The 18290-nt window shown below is 62.0% G+C and carries 14 protein-coding genes; 12 read left to right on the top strand and 2 right to left on the bottom strand.

What is annotated here, in order from left to right; translation table 11 throughout:
- Nucleotides 1-93 precede the first annotated feature (93 nt).
- The 6 genes from topA (at nucleotide 94) to HBJ55_RS03170 (ending at nucleotide 6641) form a co-directional block, all read left to right on the top strand.
- Nucleotides 94-2721, top strand: a complete 2628-nt coding sequence (gene topA / locus HBJ55_RS03195; protein ID WP_167110972.1) for a type I DNA topoisomerase — start codon at nucleotides 94-96, stop codon at nucleotides 2719-2721.
- Nucleotides 2718-3182 carry a DUF6586 family protein gene (locus HBJ55_RS03190; RefSeq protein ID WP_167110970.1) on the top strand — a complete coding sequence of 155 codons (465 nt, stop codon included), beginning with the start codon at nucleotides 2718-2720 and terminating at the stop codon, nucleotides 3180-3182. Before topA ends, HBJ55_RS03190 begins: the two co-directional genes overlap by 4 nt.
- 242 nt (nucleotides 3183-3424) lie before the next feature.
- Nucleotides 3425-3883, top strand: coding sequence for a GIY-YIG nuclease family protein (locus HBJ55_RS03185; RefSeq protein ID WP_167110968.1), 459 nt, complete (start codon nucleotides 3425-3427; stop codon nucleotides 3881-3883).
- Nucleotides 3884-4072: 189 nt separating this feature from the next.
- Nucleotides 4073-5314 (top strand): ATPase, T2SS/T4P/T4SS family, encoded by a 1242-nt coding sequence (locus HBJ55_RS03180; RefSeq protein ID WP_167110967.1) that lies wholly within the window; start codon nucleotides 4073-4075, stop codon nucleotides 5312-5314.
- Nucleotides 5315-5569: 255 nt separating this feature from the next.
- A complete protein-coding gene (locus tag HBJ55_RS03175; RefSeq protein ID WP_167110965.1) occupies nucleotides 5570-6184 on the top strand; it encodes a L,D-transpeptidase family protein in 615 nt (204 codons plus the stop codon).
- Between the two features lie 193 nt (nucleotides 6185-6377).
- A complete protein-coding gene (locus tag HBJ55_RS03170; RefSeq protein ID WP_167110963.1) occupies nucleotides 6378-6641 on the top strand; it encodes an Lpp/OprI family alanine-zipper lipoprotein in 264 nt (87 codons plus the stop codon).
- 137 nt (nucleotides 6642-6778) lie between these two features.
- Here the strand turns inward: HBJ55_RS03170 and HBJ55_RS03165 are convergent, their stop codons facing one another.
- Nucleotides 6779-7855, bottom strand: coding sequence for a L,D-transpeptidase family protein (locus HBJ55_RS03165; RefSeq protein WP_167110961.1), 1077 nt, complete (start codon nucleotides 7853-7855; stop codon nucleotides 6779-6781).
- Nucleotides 7856-8047: 192 nt separating this feature from the next.
- Nucleotides 8048-11497, bottom strand: coding sequence for a transcription-repair coupling factor (mfd, locus tag HBJ55_RS03160; protein WP_167110959.1), 3450 nt, complete (start codon nucleotides 11495-11497; stop codon nucleotides 8048-8050).
- Nucleotides 11498-11732: 235 nt separating this feature from the next.
- Here mfd and HBJ55_RS03155 point away from each other — a divergent pair, with 235 nt between their 5' ends.
- The 6 genes from HBJ55_RS03155 (at nucleotide 11733) to nqrE (ending at nucleotide 18250) form a co-directional block, all read left to right on the top strand.
- Complete coding sequence (locus HBJ55_RS03155; RefSeq protein WP_167110956.1) at nucleotides 11733-13196, top strand: glyceraldehyde-3-phosphate dehydrogenase; 1464 nt, start codon at nucleotides 11733-11735, stop codon at nucleotides 13194-13196.
- 367 nt (nucleotides 13197-13563) lie between these two features.
- Entirely contained in the window at nucleotides 13564-14913 is a 1350-nt protein-coding gene (locus HBJ55_RS03150) for a Na(+)-translocating NADH-quinone reductase subunit A (protein WP_167110953.1), read from the top strand.
- Nucleotides 14913-16139, top strand: a complete 1227-nt coding sequence (locus tag HBJ55_RS03145; RefSeq protein ID WP_206022171.1) for an NADH:ubiquinone reductase (Na(+)-transporting) subunit B — start codon at nucleotides 14913-14915, stop codon at nucleotides 16137-16139. Before HBJ55_RS03150 ends, HBJ55_RS03145 begins: the two co-directional genes overlap by 1 nt.
- A complete protein-coding gene (locus HBJ55_RS03140) occupies nucleotides 16139-16951 on the top strand; it encodes a Na(+)-translocating NADH-quinone reductase subunit C (RefSeq protein WP_167110951.1) in 813 nt (270 codons plus the stop codon). Before HBJ55_RS03145 ends, HBJ55_RS03140 begins: the two co-directional genes overlap by 1 nt.
- 11 nt (nucleotides 16952-16962) lie before the next feature.
- Nucleotides 16963-17631, top strand: coding sequence for an NADH:ubiquinone reductase (Na(+)-transporting) subunit D (locus HBJ55_RS03135; RefSeq protein ID WP_167110949.1), 669 nt, complete (start codon nucleotides 16963-16965; stop codon nucleotides 17629-17631).
- Nucleotide 17632: 1 nt separating this feature from the next.
- On the top strand, nucleotides 17633-18250 hold the full coding sequence (gene nqrE, locus HBJ55_RS03130) for an NADH:ubiquinone reductase (Na(+)-transporting) subunit E (RefSeq protein WP_167110947.1): 618 nt from the start codon (nucleotides 17633-17635) through the stop codon (nucleotides 18248-18250).
- Nucleotides 18251-18290 lie beyond the last annotated feature (40 nt).

Raw genomic sequence — 18290 nt, 5'->3', positions numbered from 1 at the left:
TTTTCACCCCGCGAGGATCGTCCGCCGAGGACAGGCGGGCCGGAACCGTTCAGGTGGGGCTCCAGAACCCCGCCGTGCAGAATGTGGAGCACTATGGGCAAGTCATTGGTCATCGTCGAGTCGCCGGCCAAGGCCAAGACGATCAACAAGTATCTCGGCAGCGAGTTCATCGTGAAGTCGAGCGTGGGTCATATCCGTGACCTGCCGACCAGCGGCTCGGGCAAGGCGGCTTCCGATCCCAAGGAGCGCGCGCGCCAGGCAGCGGCAACGCGCAAGATGTCGCCCGAGGAGAAGGCCGAGTACAAGAAGCACAAGGCCAAGGATCAACTCGTTCGACGCATGGGCATCGATCCGGAGCATGGCTGGAAGGCCCACTACGAGATTCTGCCCGGCAAGGAAAAGGTCGTCTCCGAGCTGCAGAAGCTCGCCGAGAAGGCCGATACCGTCTATCTCGCTACCGATCTCGATCGCGAAGGGGAGGCCATTGCCTGGCACCTCAAGGAGACCATTGGCGGCGCCGACGAGCGTTATCGCCGTGTTGTCTTCAACGAGATCACCAAGAACGCCATCAAGGAGGCGTTCAAGGAGCCCGGCACACTCAACATTCCCCGCGTCGAGGCTCAGCAGGCCAGGCGCTTCCTAGACCGCGTGGTGGGCTTCATGCTGTCGCCGCTGCTGTGGGCGAAGATCGCCCGCGGCCTCTCGGCCGGCCGGGTACAGTCGGTGGCGGTGCGCCTGATCGTCGAGCGCGAGCGCGAGATACGGGCCTTCGTTCCTGAAGAGTTCTGGGACGTGCATGCCGATCTCGTCTCGAAGGATGGCGAGCCGGTGCGTTTCGAGCTGGTACGCCAGGAGGGCAAGGCCTTCCGGCCCACTTCGGAAGCCGAGACGCTCGAGCGTATCGAGCGCCTGCGCAAGGCAAGCCTCTCCATTACGGCGCGGGAGGACAAGCCCACCCGTTCGAAGCCGAATGCGCCCTTCATCACCTCGACCCTTCAGCAGGCCGCCAGCGGGCGACTCGGCTTCTCGGTGAAGAAGACCATGACGTTGGCCCAGCGCCTCTACGAGGCGGGCTACATCACCTACATGCGTACCGACTCCACCAACCTGTCGCAGGATGCGGTGGCCATGGCACGCGAGCACATCGAGCAGGAGTACGGCAAGCGCTACCTGCCCGAGTCGCCCAACCGCTACTCGAGCAAGGAGGGTGCTCAGGAAGCGCACGAGGCGATCCGCCCCTCCGATGTCAATCGCATGGCTCCCGACTTGGCCGGTATGGAGCGTGACGCAGAGCGCCTTTACGAGCTGATCTGGCGTCAGTTCGTGGCTTGCCAGATGACCCCCGCCGAATACCTCTCCAGCACCCTGACCGTGGAGGCCGACGGCTATGAGCTCAAGGCCAAGGGGCGGGTACTCAAGTTCGACGGCTACACCCGGGTGATGAAGCCGGCCGGCAAGAACGAGGACCAGGCGCTGCCGGACCTCGCCGAGGGTACGCCCATGCGGCTCGAGGCACTCGACCCCCAGCAGCACTTCACCAAGCCGCCGGCCCGCTATACCGAGGCGAGTCTGGTCAAGGAGCTGGAGAAGCGGGGTATCGGCCGCCCCTCGACCTATGCCTCGATCATCTCCACCATTCAGGATCGCGGCTACGTCAAGCTGGAGAGCCGGCGTTTCTATGCCGAGAAACTCGGTGATATCGTCACCGAGCGGCTCAAGGAATCCTTTCCCGACCTGATGGATTTCTCCTTCACCGCGCGCATGGAAGATAGCCTCGACGAGGTCGCCGAGGGCGAGCGCAACTGGCGTGAACTGCTGGATGCATTCTACGCCGAGTTTCGCGAGGAACTCGAAGCGGCCGAGAGCGAGGAGGGCATGCGGCCCAACCAGCCGGTGCCCACCGATATCGACTGCCCAACCTGTGGGCGCAAGATGCAGATCCGTACGGCATCCACCGGCGTGTTCCTGGGCTGCTCCGGCTACAACCTGCCGCCCAAGGAGCGCTGCAAGACCACCATCGACCTGCTGCCCGGCGATGAGGCGGTACCCGCCGATGCCGGCGAAGAGGCCGAGACCCAAGCGCTGCGCGCCAAGCATCGCTGTCCCAAGTGCGGCACGGCCATGGACAGCTACCTGATCGACGAAAACCGCAAGCTGCACATTTGCGGCAATAGCCCCGACTGCGATGGCTATGAGATCGAACAGGGCAAGTTTCGTATCAAGGGCTATGAAGGTCCCACCATCGAATGTGACAAGTGCGGCAGCGAGATGCAGCTCAAGTCGGGCCGCTTCGGCAAGTATTTCGGCTGCAGCAACGAGTCGTGCAAGAACACTCGCAAGCTGCTGAGAAGCGGCGAGGTGGCCCCGCCCAAGATGGACCCCATTCCGATGCCGGAGCTGGCATGCCAGAAGGTAGACGATCATTACGTGCTGCGTGATGGCGCCAGCGGCCTGTTCCTGGCAGCGAGCAAGTTCCCGCGCAACCGCGAAACGCGTCCTCCGCTGGTACAGGAACTGAAGGCCCATGCCGAAGAGCTGCCGGAGAAGTACCACTATCTGCTCGAGGCGCCGAGCGAGGATCCCGAGGGGCGTCCGGCCCAGATCCGCTATTCGCGCAAGAGCAAGGAGCAGTTCGTCATGACCGAGGAGGAGGGTAAGGCGACCGGCTGGCGGGCGACCTATGATAACGGTAGGTGGCAAGTGGAGGACAAGCGCAAGTGAGCCCACGAGCCCGTACCAATCAGCTGCTCTATCAGGCCGAGCTGATTCTGGACATCCCACCGGGTAACGACGAGCACGGTGAAGCGCGGCGCATGGCTTCCGAGGAGGCCGCACTGGCGCTGACCGAGCTGGCGCTGGAGTCGCTGCTGCGTGAGGTTACCGAGCATGCTCAGCTGGAGCGTCATGACTGGCGCGAGCTGTTGGATGCCGAGGGGAGTGGAATTGCCGAACTGCATCGCTTGCGTGAGCTGGCGATGCGTCCCGAAAGCTGGCTTTGCTGGCTGTTGCAGCGCTTCGATGCGCTACATGACAGTGCCGGCGTAGCGCGTCGGCGTAACCCTGCTCAGCAGGGACTCATCGCGGTGGGCAGCAGTGCTGCGCTAGGCGACGAATTGCGCGCTTGCCTGCGTGAGGCCAAGCGGGAGATAGCGTCGCTGCGCGAAACCAGTGAAGAGTGGTAGTTCCATTGTGCGTGGCCTTTCGTAGGGCGGCAACGCCGTCAACCCGACCGACTGACTGGCGGATCGCCTTCCGTTGATATATGTCAAGCGCCGGCGACTGGCTTTGGCTAGGATGAAGGCAAGAAGCCCTGATCAAAGGACACGAGGGGAGGTGCGCCGCCTCGTGATGAGATGCAGCGGCTCGTAGATAGTTGAGTTTATGTGCCAGACTGCAGATAGGCCTCACGATCAAGGAGACCGCCATGCCGGAACGATTCATGTTGAGCTCCATCTCGAACGATCTTCTTTCCCCCCAGATGCTCGGTTACTGGAACGATGAGTCGCTGCGTGAAGTGCCGGACGACTCCGGCATCTATTGCGTCTTTCGTGCGGCTGCGGATCCGGAGACGAACGTCATGGAGGTCCAGCAATTGCTCTATGTGGGCGAGCATCGCAACGTGCGTTACGGCTTGCAGCACCATCCCGACAAGGAGAAATGGCGTGCCATCCTGCAGCCCGGCGAGGAGTTATGGTACTCGATGGGGTTGAGTGGCTACGTGAATCGAGAGCGTCTGGCTGCTGCCATGATTCATGCCCACAAGCCCCGTTTCAACGGTGAGAGCGAGTACCTGGATCGCTATCCGTTCCCCGAGACCACGGTGCATATCTATGGCAAGAAGGACAAGCTGCAGAGCATTTTCACCGTGGAGCATCGCGCCTAGTTCGGTGGGTGAAAAACATCCGAGGACCCGGTAAGTGAGCGCCCCCGACAGGCTTGTCTGTCGGGGGCGCTGTGCTTGAGGGCGTCGTGACGGCCGCCGAGCTGCGGTGTGTCACTCTTGGACTAGACTGCTTCCATCGGCAGGCTCCCACCGTTAGCGTGCCGGGGAACAATCAGGGAGGAGCAGATCGTGTCCGAGGAGTCCTACAATCGCCACTTGCTTCCCGCACTGTGGCCGTTGCTTGAAGCGGAGCAGTCGACGAGGGGCGCGACCCTCGAGGCATTCGCGTTACTCGGTGATGCCCTGCGGTCCAGGGCCACCGACGTGCACCTGGATCCCGAGCATGAGGCCTATCGAATCCGTCTGCGTATCGATGGGCGTATCATCGATGCGCTGCGAATCGATGCGGCGCAAGGTGCGCGCCTGGTGAACCAGTTCAAGGTGCTGGCCAAGCTCAATCCGGTACCTTCCCTGCTCACCGCAGAAGGCAGTTTCCACTGGTCGGAGGAGGGCGACGAAGAGGAGATCTTCCTGCGCGTCACGGCGGTGCACTGCGTGGCGGGTGAGAAGCTTGCAGTTCGCTTCCTGGCGCCGCCGCAGACCTTCGACGACATCGTGGCACTGGGTATCGGCGAAGAGGGAGCGCTGGGCATAAGGCGCTGGATGGATGCTACTGGGAGCATGCTGCTGGTGGCCGGGCCAACCGGTGCAGGCAAGACCACTACGCTCTATACCCTGCTTGGCCAGTTGCAGTTGACCGACAGTCACGTCGTCACTCTGGAGAATCCCGTCGAGTACAGCATCCCCGGCATCAACCAGATTCAGGTGGATCTCGACCATGGACTGGATTTCGCCAATGGTACCCGCTCGCTCCTGCGGCTCGACCCCGATTATGTGCTGATTGGTGAGATCCGCGACCGCGAGTCGGCACTTGCGGCGCTCAGCGTAACCAGTAGCGGGCGTTCGCTGATGGGTACCCTGCATAGTCGCGATGCAGTGGGAGTGGTGACCTCGATGCGTCAGCTTGGCCTTACCGATGGAGAAATCAGCGCCAACCTGGGGCTGATCATCGCCCAGCGGCTGGTACGTCGGCTGTGTCAGCACTGCCGCGAGCAGGTGCCGCCTGAGCGGAGCGACTGCGAATGGCTGGAGGCGATCGGTCATGCTCCGCCAGCGCTGACCTGGAGCGCCAGGGGCTGTCCGCAATGCGATGGTCTTGGCTTCCGCGGTCGCATTGGCGTGTTCGAAATCTGGCAACTTTCTCCCGAGGACCATGCCCGGATTCTGCGTCATGCCGATGAATCCGAGCTGCGCCGCAGCCTGCTCGAGCGAGGCGTCGAGCTGATGCTGGCCGATGGGCTGGCCAAGGCTGAAGCGGGCGTCACCAGCCTGCGAGAAGTGTTCCGCATGGGGGCCATTCTATCGGCTTGAGTCATGGCGTTTCTCGCAGGCATTGCTTTACATATCCAGCAAGAAACTTGTGCACAATAAACTCTTGCGCCTTCAAAAGGCGGCAAAGTCATACTGGCTGGTTTCTCTCGAATTTCCTGCGATAGCCTGCCGCTTGGGTAACGTTCATCCTGGCTGCCACTCGCGCCAAGGCTCGGTTACGTTAAGCGAACTGACAGTCGTCAAGCGATACGTTATAAAGCACCTGTAGCGTACCAATCTGTCCGTGAGGAGCCGATGAGATCCGTTTCCCGCCGTCGCTTCGGCCAGCTTGCCTTGCTGGCGCCCTTCACTCTGTTGATGGGACATGAAGCCCAGGCCAACCTGATAGAGACCATGCTGGCGCGCGCTCATCTGCCTCGTCATGCTGACGAAGTGTGGATCCTGGTCGACGATCGTGAGACCGCGTTGAGCCTCTATCGCGGTGACAGGCTTCTCGAGCGCTTCGCTCCCATCTCGCTGGGACGGTCCGGTGCAAGCATAATGCGGACTCAGGGGGGCAACATGACGCCGAAAGGTGAGTTTCGCGTCAATCGGTTCAATTGGGAGAGCGATTGGCACATTTTCATCGGGCTTGACTACCCAACCCCTTCCCATGCACGCATGGCATTGGAATCAGGGCTTTACACGGAGCAGGATTACGCCGATTATTTCGCCTACTATCGGCACCACGGTTACCCACCCCAGCGAACCGTGCTTGGCGGCTTCATCGGTATCCATGGTGTCGGTAAGGGGGACCCAGAGGTTCATGCCAGCTATCACTGGACTCAGGGATGTGTGGCGGTGACCGACAGGCAGATCGAAAGGCTTTCTGAGCTAATCGACATTGGCACTCGCGTCGTCATCCGCTAGGCTCAAGATACGCAAGGGACGTTTCGAGCTATAGACAAGCGCCGTGTGTTATTATAAAACAGCGTTTGACTCTTGTGCTTGGCAGCAGTCGCTGCAAGAATCCTGCACTGAGCAGGGGAGCCTGGACCACAGGCAACATCAACGCCGCTGTACTTAACTCGTGCAGTACCAAGGAAGACTCAAGGAGAACATCATGACTCTGAAGACCACCCTGAAGCTGACCGCCGCTGCTGCTTCTATGGCCATTCTGGCTGGTTGTGCCAGCAACGCCGCTCTGGATGAGGTTCGCCAGACTGCTGAAGCCGCCCAGGCCGACGCTGCAGAAGCTCGCAGCATTGCCACTCAGGCTCAGAACACTGCCAACCAGGCGCAGCGTGACGCCCAGGCGGCTCTGCAGATGTCCGAGCAGAACCGCGAGGAAATGAACCGCATGTTCCAGCGTTCCATGCAGAAGTAATTCTGCCGGAGCGCCGCGTCGCCTTCGGGCGATGGTGGTTCTGCAACGAGAAAACCCCGCCTCGGCGGGGTTTTCTCGTTGCTCGGATTGAAAACCGCAACGGAGAGGCACGTGGCGCCTCCCCGTTGTGGGTCAGGCTAGAGATGGCTGACTTCCAGCTCCGAGAACAGGCCAGTCTGCTGGCTGATTTCCAGCTCGGAGAACAGTCCGCCGTCGAGCGACTCTTCCTGACGCTCCGAGGCCGGTTCTTCCTCGGCGACCCGGAGCAGCGAAACCAGGCGGCCGTCGGGCTGCTCCACGACTTGACGCAGTTGGGCATAATCGATCGGTGCGGGCTCCTCGCCGAAGGCGCCGGCTACGGTTTCCATGGCGTTGAGAATCGGCTCGAAGGTACCGAGATTTTCCTCGAGCTGAGGGAACGATTGCGCGTAGAGAACCCCGTCGGCGGACCAGGCGACCTTGAACGGCTGATCGATGATGTTGACCTGAGTGCCGCTGGGGACGCGCTCGTAGAGCGACTCGATGTCCTCGGGGAACATGCGGATACAGCCTCGGCTGGCGCGCATGCCGACGCCATCGGGTCTGTTGGTGCCATGGATCAGATAGCTGGGCAAGCCGAGCAGGATGGCGTGGCGGCCCAGTGGGTTGTCAGGGCCAGGTGGAACGATGGCGGGTGCCGGTTCGCCGCGAGCGGCCGCTTCTTCACGCATGGAGCGCGGTGGCGACCAGTGGGGATCCTTTACCTTGACGGTGGTGCGGGTTACGCCTACGGGAGTCGCAAAGCCGTCGCGGCCGATGCTGATGGGGTAGGTCTCGACGATACCGGGGCGCGAATAATAATACAGGCGCAGCTCCGAGAGGTTGACCACGATACCTTCCCGCGGTGCGTCCGGGAGAATGTACTGGGCCGGAATTACCACCTCGGTACCGGGGCGAGGTGCCCAGACGCTGACCTCTGGGTTGGCCATGCGCATCCCCTCGTAGCCCACGTTGTGGCGGCGTCCGATATCGAGCAGGGTCTCGCCTTCCTCGACGGTCACGGTATAAGCCTCGCCGATCACGTTGCCCTCGTCGGGCAGATGGAAGTGGCCTCGGGGCAGCTCCTGGGGAGCTTCTGAGCCGTCTTCGGCAAGGGTCGTCGTCGCCAGCATGGCGGCTATGCCGAACAGGGCAGCGCCAAGGCCGATACGCCTGGCCAGTGTCGGGTTCTTCATCTACGTCAGGATCTCGTCTCAAGGTCGCCTGAAGGACGCATATCGACATGCGTGATCACTCGGCGACGGTCATGCGCCCTCCGGTTCGGGGGACGCCAGGTTCGTGAAAGGCTGCGATAAGACATGTGTATAGTATAGCGTTCCCGGTCATTGCGGGAGTCCCGCCGCACCTTGCGGGGGAGCCCTCTCCGCTCAGGCGGCCTGAGCCTTGAGATTGAGCGTATCGAGCAATTGCTCCACGGCTTGAAAGCGGGCCTCTTCCTTTTCCATCTCCGCTTCGAAGCGCAGGGTATCGGCGCCGTCGAGGCGATAACGCTGTGGCTCTGCCTGGATCATCTTGACCAGCGTCAGTGGATCGACCCGGGTCTGGCCGCCAAAAATGACCCGGCCGCGTGCGGCGCCAGCCTCCAGACGTACGATGCCGAGACGCTCTGCGCGCTGACGCAGGCGTGTCTGGCGAATCAGGGTTTTGACCGGTGCCGGCAGCAGGCCGAAGCGGTCTATCATCTCTACCTGCAGCTCCTTGAGCTCGGCTTCGTCGGCGGCGCTTGCGATGCGCTTGTACATCACCAAGCGCTGCTGGACGTCGGGCAGATAATCGTCGGGGATCAGTGCCGGCAGGTTGAGACTGATCTCGACGCCGTCGCTGAGCGGGGATTCGATATTGGGCGTCTTGCCGGCGCGTATGGCGGCTACCGCGCGGTCGAGCATCTCCATGTAGAGGGTGTAGCCGATGGCTTCCATCTGGCCACTCTGCTCCTCGCCGAGCAGCTCGCCGGCGCCGCGGATCTCCATGTCATGGCTGGCCAGCGTGAAGCCGGCACCGAGATCCTCCGCGGCGCCAATGGCCTCCAGGCGCTTGACGGCGTCCTTGGTGATCGCCCGCGGCGGCGGCGCGAGCAGGTAGGCATAGGCCTGGTGGTGGCTGCGGCCCACGCGGCCGCGCAACTGGTGCAGCTGGGCCAGACCGAACTTGTCGGCGCGTTCGATGACGATGGTGTTGGCGCTGGGCACGTCGATGCCGGTTTCGATGATGGTGGAGCACACCAGCACGTTGTAGCGCTTGTGGTAAAAGTCCGACATGACCCGCTCCAGGGCGCGCTCGGGCAATTGGCCGTGGGCCACCGCCACGCGTGCCTCCGGCACCAGCGAGCGGATCGTCTCGGCGGCGGTCTCGATGGTCCTGACCTCGTTGTGCAGGTAATAGACCTGCCCGCCGCGCAGGATCTCGCGCAGGATGGCTTCCTTGATGATCGAGTCGTCGCGCTGCTGGACGAAGGTCTTCACCGACAGTCGGCGCGCCGGGGGGGTGGCGATGATCGACAGATCGCGGATGCCGCTCATGGCCATGTTGAGGGTTCGCGGTATCGGTGTGGCGGTGAGAGTGAGGATGTCGACCTCGGCACGCAACTCCTTGAGTCGCTCCTTCTGGGCGACACCGAAGCGGTGTTCCTCGTCGATGATGAGCAGCCCCATATTGGGCAATTTCATCGACTTCGACAGCAGCTTGTGAGTGCCGATCACGATGTCGGCCTGGCCGTTTTCGATACGCTTGAGCGAGGCCGCCTGGCCCTTGCCTGCGGTGAAACGGGAGACTAGTTCAATTTGCACAGCGGTATCGGCGAAGCGGTCGCGGAAGTTCTCGTAATGCTGGCGCGCGAGCAGGGTGGTGGGCACCAGCACCACTACCTGACGCTCCGAGTGCACGGCGAGGAAGGCGGCACGCATGGCGACCTCTGTCTTGCCGAAGCCGACATCGCCGCAGACCACGCGGTCCATGGGGCGTGGTGCAGTCATGTCACCGATCACTGCACTGATGGCAGCGCGCTGATCCGGGGTCTCTTCGAAGGGGAAGCTGGCCGCAAAGCGGGCGTACTCCTCGTCGGGAAGAGCGCAGGCGAAACCTTCGCGCGCCTCGCGACGGGCATAAACGTCGAGCAGCTCGGCGGCCGTATCACGAATCTTCTCCGCCGCTTTGCGGCGCGCCTTGTCCCACTGTTCTGAGCCGAGCCGGTGCAGCGGGGCAAGCTCGTCGTCGGCGCCGGCGTAGCGCGAGATGAGATGCAGGTTATCCACCGGTACGTAGAGCTTGGCCTCATCGGCGTATTCCAGGGCGACGAACTCTGCCGCCTGGCCGCCGGCCTCCAGCCGCTCCAGGCCACGATAGCGCCCCACGCCATGGGTCTGGTGCACCACCGGGGCGCCCGGGCGTAGCTCGGCAAGGTGGCGAATGGCCAGCTCGCCCATATCGGTGGCCTTCTCGCGGCGCCGGCTCTGGCGCACCACATCACCGAACAGTTCCGTCTCGCTGATCACGGCAAGGCTGGGCTGTTCGAGCCATAGCCCGCTGCTGACCTCGCCCTCGGTAAGGGCCAGTCGCGAGCCGCCTTGGCAAAAGACGTCGAATCCCTCGGCGTGGGGGAGTTCGAGGTGCAGCGGCGCCAGCATCTCTTCCAGCGCCTCGCGTCGACCGCGCGATTCGGCGACGAATAGCACCCGCGTGTCGCGGTGCTCATCGAGGAACCTCTCCAGTGCCGCCAGCGGCTGCTTGGCACGGGCATTGATCGCTATTTCAGGCAGTGCCCTCGCAGCGGCTTGATGGGCATGGCGGTGCTCTGGATCGGCGGTCAATTCCACGCGTGGATGACGCTTGATGGCGGCGAAAACTTCGGCGACGGGCACGAAGGCACGGTGGGGAGGCAGTAGCGGCCGGGTAGGATCGACGCCGAGGTTCTCGTAGCGGCTCTCGATGGCTTGCCAATGGTGCTCGGCTGCCGCAAAGGTGTCAGGCAGCAGCGCCACGCGTGTGCCTTCGGCCAAGTGCTCGAACAGCGTCGCCGTCTCCTCGAAGAAGAGTGGCAGGTACTGCTCCAGGCCCGGGGAGGGAATTCCCTTGAGCGCATCGACATACAGCGGGCACTGGCGCGGGTCGACGTCGAACAGCGTCTCGAAGCCTTCGCGGAAGCAAGCGATCGCCGAGCGTGACAGAGAATATTCGTGAGCTGGCAGCAGCTCGACCCGCTCGACCTTGTCCTCGCTGCGTTGGGTGTCGGGGTCGAAGCGCCGCAGGGTGTCGACCTCGTCATCGAACAGGTCGATGCGAAGCGGGCTTTCACTGCCCATGGGGTAGAGGTCGATCAACGCACCGCGCAGGGCATACTCGCCCGGTTCGTAGACGGTCTCCACGGCCCGGTAGCCGGCGCGGGACAGGCTTTCGCGGAAGCCCTCGCGATCCAGGCGCATGCCCACCTCGAGGGTGAGTACGCGCCCGGCGATGTACTCCACCGGGGGGAGTCTTTGCATCAGGGTATTGACCGGCACCAGCACGATGCCATGCTCACCGTTCTGGAGGCGGCGCAGGGTCCTCAGGCGCTCCGAGACGATGTCCTGATGCGGCGAGAAGCTGTCGTAGGGCAGGGTTTCCCAGTCGGGAAAGGGCAGTACCGGTACCTTGGCGAAGAAGTTCAGGTCGTTTTCCAGCCGCTGGGCGCTGGCGGTGTCCGGCGTAACGACAAGTAGCGGCGCGTCGCCGGCAAGGTGAGCCAGCGCCAGGGCAGCCGAACTGCCCGGCGGTGTCTGCCAGTAGAGGGTATCGCGAGTCCCCGTAGGGCGGGGCGGATCGAGCGGCGAGAATTTGGGCATGATGTCGTCGGACGTTTCGTCGGTCGTGGGTGCTGGTCGTCGAGGCCGCATGCAATGCCTGATTGGAAGTCACTGCATCCGCTAGGTGAGCGATCATACCAGCCCGACGCGGCGCTTGTAGTCAACCATCGATTTCTGTAATCCCCCTACATCGCCTGCGACCATCCTGCGATTGCCCCAGCGAAGCGCGGACGGGATAATGACGACGAATTTACGACTATTAGAGAGGCTTCACGTGAGTCAGCAACCCCTCGAGACCGTCTTCCAGGAATGGCACGACAATCAGGCGTTTGCCGAACAAATGATCCCGCTGATCGGCAGCCTCTACCGCCACAACAACGTGGTCACCACCCTCTATGGACGCTCGCTGTTCAACCGCTCGGTGATCCGTATCCTGAAGGATCATCGTTTCGTCAGGAAGGTTGAGGGCACCGAGCTCTCGGTGCAGGATACCCTGCCCTTGGTCCAGGCCATGACCGAGCTCAATCTGGGGCCGGCTCATGTCGACGTAGGCAAGCTGGGCGTGGCCTTCAAGAAGCGTGGTGGGGGCGACGCCAAGGCTTTCCTGCGCGAGGAGCTGGCCGAGATCGTCGATACCCACGATCCCAGCGGCAGCAACGGTCAGTCCAAGGACGTGGTGCTGTACGGCTTCGGTCGCATCGGTCGCTTGCTGGCGCGGGTACTGGTAGAAAAAGCCGGTGGCGGCAACCTGCTGCGTCTGCGTGCCATTGTCGTGCGTGGCCGGGGTGACATCGCCAAGGATCTGGAGAAGCGCGCGAGTCTGCTGCGCCGTGATTCGGTCCATGGCCCGTTCGACGGCACCATCAGCGTCGACTACGAAGCCCGCACCATTACGGCAAACGGCAACGTGATCCAGGTGATCTACGCCGACAAACCGAGCGATATCGATTACACCGCCTACGGCATCGACAATGCCGTCGTGGTCGACAACACCGGCATCTGGCGCGACGAAGAGGGCCTCGGCCAACACCTCGAATGCAAGGGTGTCTCCAAAGCGCTGCTCACGGCACCGGGCAAGGGCGATATCAAGAACATCGTCTTCGGTATCAACCATGGCGATATCGTGGCGGAGGACAATATCCTGTCGGCGGCCTCCTGTACCACCAATGCCATCGTGCCGGTGCTCAAGGTGCTCAACGACGAGTACGGCATCGAGTGTGGCCACGTCGAGACGGTGCACGCCTATACCAACGACCAGAACCTGATCGACAACTATCACAAGGGCGACCGCCGCGGGCGCAGTGCACCGCTCAATATGGTGCTGACCGAGACCGGTGCAGCCAAGGCGGTGGCCAAGGCATTACCGGAGCTGTCCGGCAAGTTGACCGGCAATGCCATCCGTGTGCCGATCCCCAACGTTTCCATGGCCATCCTCAACCTGACCCTGGGGCGCGAGACCGATGCCGAGGCGCTCAACGACTACCTGCGCCGCATGTCGATCGATTCCTCCTACCAGAAACAGATCGATTACGTCGATTCGCCCGAAGTGGTGTCGTCCGACTTCGTCGGCAATCGCCATGCCGGAATCGTCGATGCCAAGGCGACCATCGCCAGTGGCAAGCAAGCGGTACTCTATGTGTGGTACGACAACGAGTTCGGCTACAGCTGCCAGGTGGTGCGCATCTTGCAGCATATCTCCAACGTGCATTTCCTGAAGTTACCCCGCGCTCAGGGCTGACCTCGTGCCGCCGGCCATTTCCGACCCACGGGGTCGGGAATGGCTGATCCAGGTCATCTTCATGCCATTCCGAGCGACACCTGCGTACTGTCGACCTGCTCCATCAGGGCCTGTCCAACCCTTGATACGAGTGCCTTTCAACGCCTGTTGAACCCTGTCGAAGCCAAGCGCAGAGCGGTTTTATGCCCCCTTTTGCGACCTTAGGCCGTGTGGTCTTTGGTCGCGCTTGTCTTTATAATACTGTGGATTTTTTCGGGGTGGTCCGAAGTGCCTTCGGGCCTGACTGGTAACGTACTGACCCAACAAGAATTCGAATCCATTCGAACCCCTTTCCTTCGCATTTCCGATCCATCAACTGGGCGAGACTATGATCGAAGTCAAGAAAGGCCTGGATCTCCCCATCATGGGGACGCCCGAGCCGCGCATCGAGGATGCGCGAGCCGTGCGTCACGTGGCTGTCCTGGGCACCGATTACGTCGGCATGAAGCCGACCATGGAGGTCCGGGAAGGGGACAAGGTGAAACTAGGCCAACTCCTCTTCACCGACAAGAAGAACCCCGGCGTGCGCTTCACGGCACCGGCTGCCGGCGAAGTCGTCGCCATCAACCGTGGCGAGAAGCGCAAGCTGCTCTCGGTCGTGATCCAGGTCGACGAGAACGAGGACGCGGTCGAGTTCACGGCCCATGGGCGCGACAAGCTCGAGTCCCTCGAACGCCAGGTCGTCGTCGATCAACTGGTCGAATCGGGGCTGTGGACGGCGCTGCGCACGCGCCCCTTCTCACGCAGCCCGGCCATCGACAGCGAGCCGGCTGACATCTTCGTCACCGCCATCGACACGCACCCCCTGTGCGCGAATCCTGTCGACGTCATCTCCGAGCAGGCCGAAGCCTTCGAGGATGGGCTCAAGGTTCTGTCCAATCTAACCCAGGGCAAGGTTTTCCTGTGTACTGCGCCCGACGCGCAGATTCCTGGCGGCGACGTGGCGGGTGTGCAGGTCGAGACCTTCGGCGGCCCGCATCCGGCCGGCCTAGTCGGTACGCATATCCACTTCCTTTCTCCGGTCGCTCTGCACAAGCGTGTCTGGCACATCGGCTATCAGGACGTGATCGCTTTCGGCAAGCTGTTCGCCGAAGGCAGGCTCGACATGGCGCGGATCGTCGCCGTGGGTGGGCCGCGTGCCGAGAAGCCACGCCTGCTGCGCACGCGAATTGGTGCCAGCACCGAGGAACTGTTGGCGGGAGAAATCCTCCAACCCGAAGATACGCGCGTGATCTCCGGCTCGGTGTTCTCCGGCTTCACCGCTGAGGGCAGCCTGCGCTACCTGGGCCGCTTCCACAATCAGCTCACTCTGCTCGAAGAGGGCAACAAGCGTGCCTTCCTGGGTTGGCTGTCGCCGGGCAACAACCGGCACTCGGTGCTGGGGATCTACCTGTCGAAGTTCAAGGGGCTCACCAACTATGCGCCCAATACCTCTACCAACGGTTCCGAGCGGGCCATGGTGCCGGTAGGTGTCTACGAGGAAGTGATGCCGTTGGACATTCTGCCGACCCAGCTGCTGCGTACGCTGATCGTCGGGGACATCGAGGCGGGTATGCAGCTTGGGTGTCTGGAGCTGGATGAAGAGGACCTGGCGCTGTGCACCTACGTGTGCCCGGGCAAGTACGAGTACGGTCCCATCCTGCGTGACAACCTCACCATGATCGAGAAAGAGGCCTGATGATGGGTATCCGACAGACGCTCGACAATCTCGAACCGCACTTCCACAAGGGTGGCAAGTACGAGAAGTGGTACCCGCTGTACGAGGCGGTTGATACCATCTTCTATTCTCCGCCCAGTGTCACCAAGACCACGGCCCACGTGCGCGACGGTATCGATCTCAAGCGCATCATGATCACCGTGTGGTTGTGTACCTTCCCGGCGATGTTCTTCGGTATGTGGAACGCCGGCTGGCTGGCCAACAGTGCCATTGCCGACGGTTATGCCTCAATGGACGGCTGGCGCGAAGCCATCCTCATGGTGCTTGCCTCCGGCCACGACCCGGACAGCTTGTGGGCCAACTTCGTACTCGGTGCCACCTACTTCCTGCCGATCTACCTGGTGACCTTCATCGTCGGGGGGTTCTGGGAAGTGCTGTTCGCCGTCAAGCGCGGCCATGAGGTCAATGAAGGCTTCTTCGTGACTTCCGTGCTCTATGCCCTGGTCCTGCCGGCTACCATTCCGCTGTGGCAGGTGGCACTGGGTATCACCTTCGGTGTGGTGATCGGCAAGGAGATCTTCGGCGGCACCGGCAAGAACTTCCTCAATCCGGCACTGACCGGCCGTGCCTTCCTGTATTTCGCCTACCCGGCGCAGATTTCGGGTGACGCAGTATGGGTCGCGGCCGATGGCTATACCGGTGCGACGCCGCTCTCCATCGCCTTCCAGGAAGGCATGGTAGAGCTGACCTCGCAGTACAGCTGGTGGGATGCCTTCATCGGTTATCTACCCGGCTCCGTCGGTGAGGTCTCGACGTTGGCCATCTTCATCGGGGCCGCAGTACTGCTATGGACCAAAATCGCCTCCTGGCGAATCATGCTGGGCTGCATGATCGGCATGGCGGGTACCAGTGTGCTGTTCAATCTGGTCGGCTCCGAGAGCAATCCGATGTTCGCCATGCCCTGGTACTGGCACTTGGTGATCGGCGGCTTCGCCTTCGGCATGGTATTCATGGCGACCGATCCGGTGTCCGCTTCGATGACCAACCCGGGCCGCCTGATCTTCGGCATCCTGATCGGCGTGATGACCGTGCTGATCCGCGTGGTCAACCCAGCGTTCCCTGAGGGGATCATGCTGGCGATCCTGTTCGCCAACCTGTTCGCGCCGTTGATCGATCACTTCTTTGTTCAGGCCAACATCAAGCGCCGTATGCGGCGTGTCGGTGCACCGGCCGAGGAGACTGCCTGATGGCACAGAGCAATAACTCCATCAAGAAGATCCTCACGGTGGCGTTCGCACTCTGTATCGTGTGTTCGGTCATCGTGTCGACCGCGGCGGTGGCGCTGCGGCCCAAGCAACAGCTCAACCAGGAGCTCGATCGCAAGACCAACATCCTGAGCGTAGCCAACCTCTACGAACCGGGCATGGACGTCGAGTCGGCTTTCGGCGAAGTGACCCCGCGCGTCGTGGACATGCGCAGCGGCGAGTATACCGACGAGTTCGATCCCGAAACCTTCGACCACTTCCAGGCGGCGCGCGATCCGGCCATGGGGCGTACCCTGTCGGGCGATCGTGACATCGCCGGTCTGAGCCGCGTGGAGAACTTCGCTACGGTCTATCTGGTCGGCGACCCCGAAGACCCGGACCAGATCATCCTGCCGATTCGTGGCCAGGGCCTGTGGGGTCTGATGCGTGGCTTCATGTCGGTGGAAGGTGATGGCAATACGATCGTCGGCATCACCTACTACGAGCACAGTGAAACCCCGGGACTGGGTGCCGAGGTCAACAACCCGCGCTGGCAGGCTCAGTGGGAAGGCAAGAAGATCTTCTCCGACGAGGCGGACCTGGCCCCGGCCATCCATCTGACCAAGGGCGGCGCCAACGACGAGACCGAAATCGATGCTCTGTCAGGCGCTACCTTGACCAGCAACGGCGTCACCAACATGCTGCAGTTCTGGTTGAGTCCGGAAGGATTCGGTACCTACTTGGCGCGCTTCCGTAGCGGAGTCGACCATGAAGAGGTACAGGAAGCCGACGTCGAACTCGAAGCTGAAGCTTAAGGAGCCTGAAAATGTCCGCTGTGACTCCCAAGGGCGTCCTGACGACCCCGATCTTCAACAACAACCCCATCGCCCTGCAGGTACTCGGTATCTGCTCGGCGCTGGCGGTGACGACCAGCATGAGCGTCTCGTTGGTCATGGCGCTGGCCGTTATCTCGGTAACGGCCTTCTCCAACCTGTTCGTGTCGCTCATTCGTCACCATATCCCGTCATCGATCCGCATCATCGTGCAGATGACCATCATCGCCTCGCTGGTGATCGTGGTGGATCAGGTGCTCAAGGCGTACGCCTACGAGATGTCCAAGCAGCTCTCGGTATTCGTCGGCCTGATCATCACCAACTGTATCGTGATGGGGCGTGCCGAAGGCTTCGCCATGCAGAACTCGCCGGGGCTGTCGTTCCTGGACGGCATCGGAAATGGTCTGGGCTACGGTTTCATCCTGATGACCGTTGGCTTCGTCCGCGAGCTGCTCGGTTCCGGTAGCGTGTTCGGCTTTACCATACTGCCGACCGTGCAGGATGGTGGCTGGTACGTGCCCAACGGCCTGCTGCTGCTGCCCCCGTCGGCTTTCTTCATCATTGGCCTGATCATCTGGGCGCTGCGCTCAACTCATCCGGAGCAGGTCGAGGCGAACGAGTTCAAGATGAAGGAAAACACTCAACCGAAGGAGGCCGTGTAACATGGAGCACTATATCAGCCTGTTCGTTGCCTCGGTCTTCGTCGAGAATCTGGCCCTGGCGTTCTTCCTGGGCATGTGTACCTTCCTGGCGGTATCCAAGAAGGTGTCGGCTGCCATTGGCCTCGGTATCGCGGTGATCGTGGTGTTGACCATCTCCGTTCCGGTCAACAACGTCATCTACAACGCGCTGTTGGCAGAGGGCGCCCTGACCTGGACCGGTATCGAAGGTGCCGAGAACATCGATCTGTCGTTCCTGGGTCTGCTCTCCTACATCGGCGTCATCGCCGCCTTGGTGCAGATCCTCGAGATGTTCCTCGACAAGTACGTGCCGGCGCTCTACAACGCGCTGGGGGTGTTCTTGCCGCTGATCACCGTGAACTGCGCCATCCTCGGCGGCGTACTGTTCATGGTCGAGCGTAACTACGGCTTCGGTGAATCCGTAGTCTACGGCTTGGGTTCCGGCGTCGGTTGGGCGCTGGCCATCACCGCTCTGGCGGGGATTCGCGAGAAGCTCAAGTACAGCGACGTACCGGCCGGCCTGCAGGGCCTGGGCATCACCTTCATCACCGTGGGTCTGATGTCGCTGGGTTTCATGTCGTTCTCCGGCATCCAGCTCTGAGCCAAGGCGCGTTTCCGGCGGTGCGCGTCATCGCCGGACA

It is taken from the genome of Billgrantia bachuensis (assembly GCF_011742165.1).
Taxonomy (GTDB): domain Bacteria; phylum Pseudomonadota; class Gammaproteobacteria; order Pseudomonadales; family Halomonadaceae; genus Halomonas; species Halomonas bachuensis.
The sequence above is the reverse complement of the archived record's forward strand: the minus strand, read 5'-3'. Positions and strand labels throughout refer to the sequence as shown.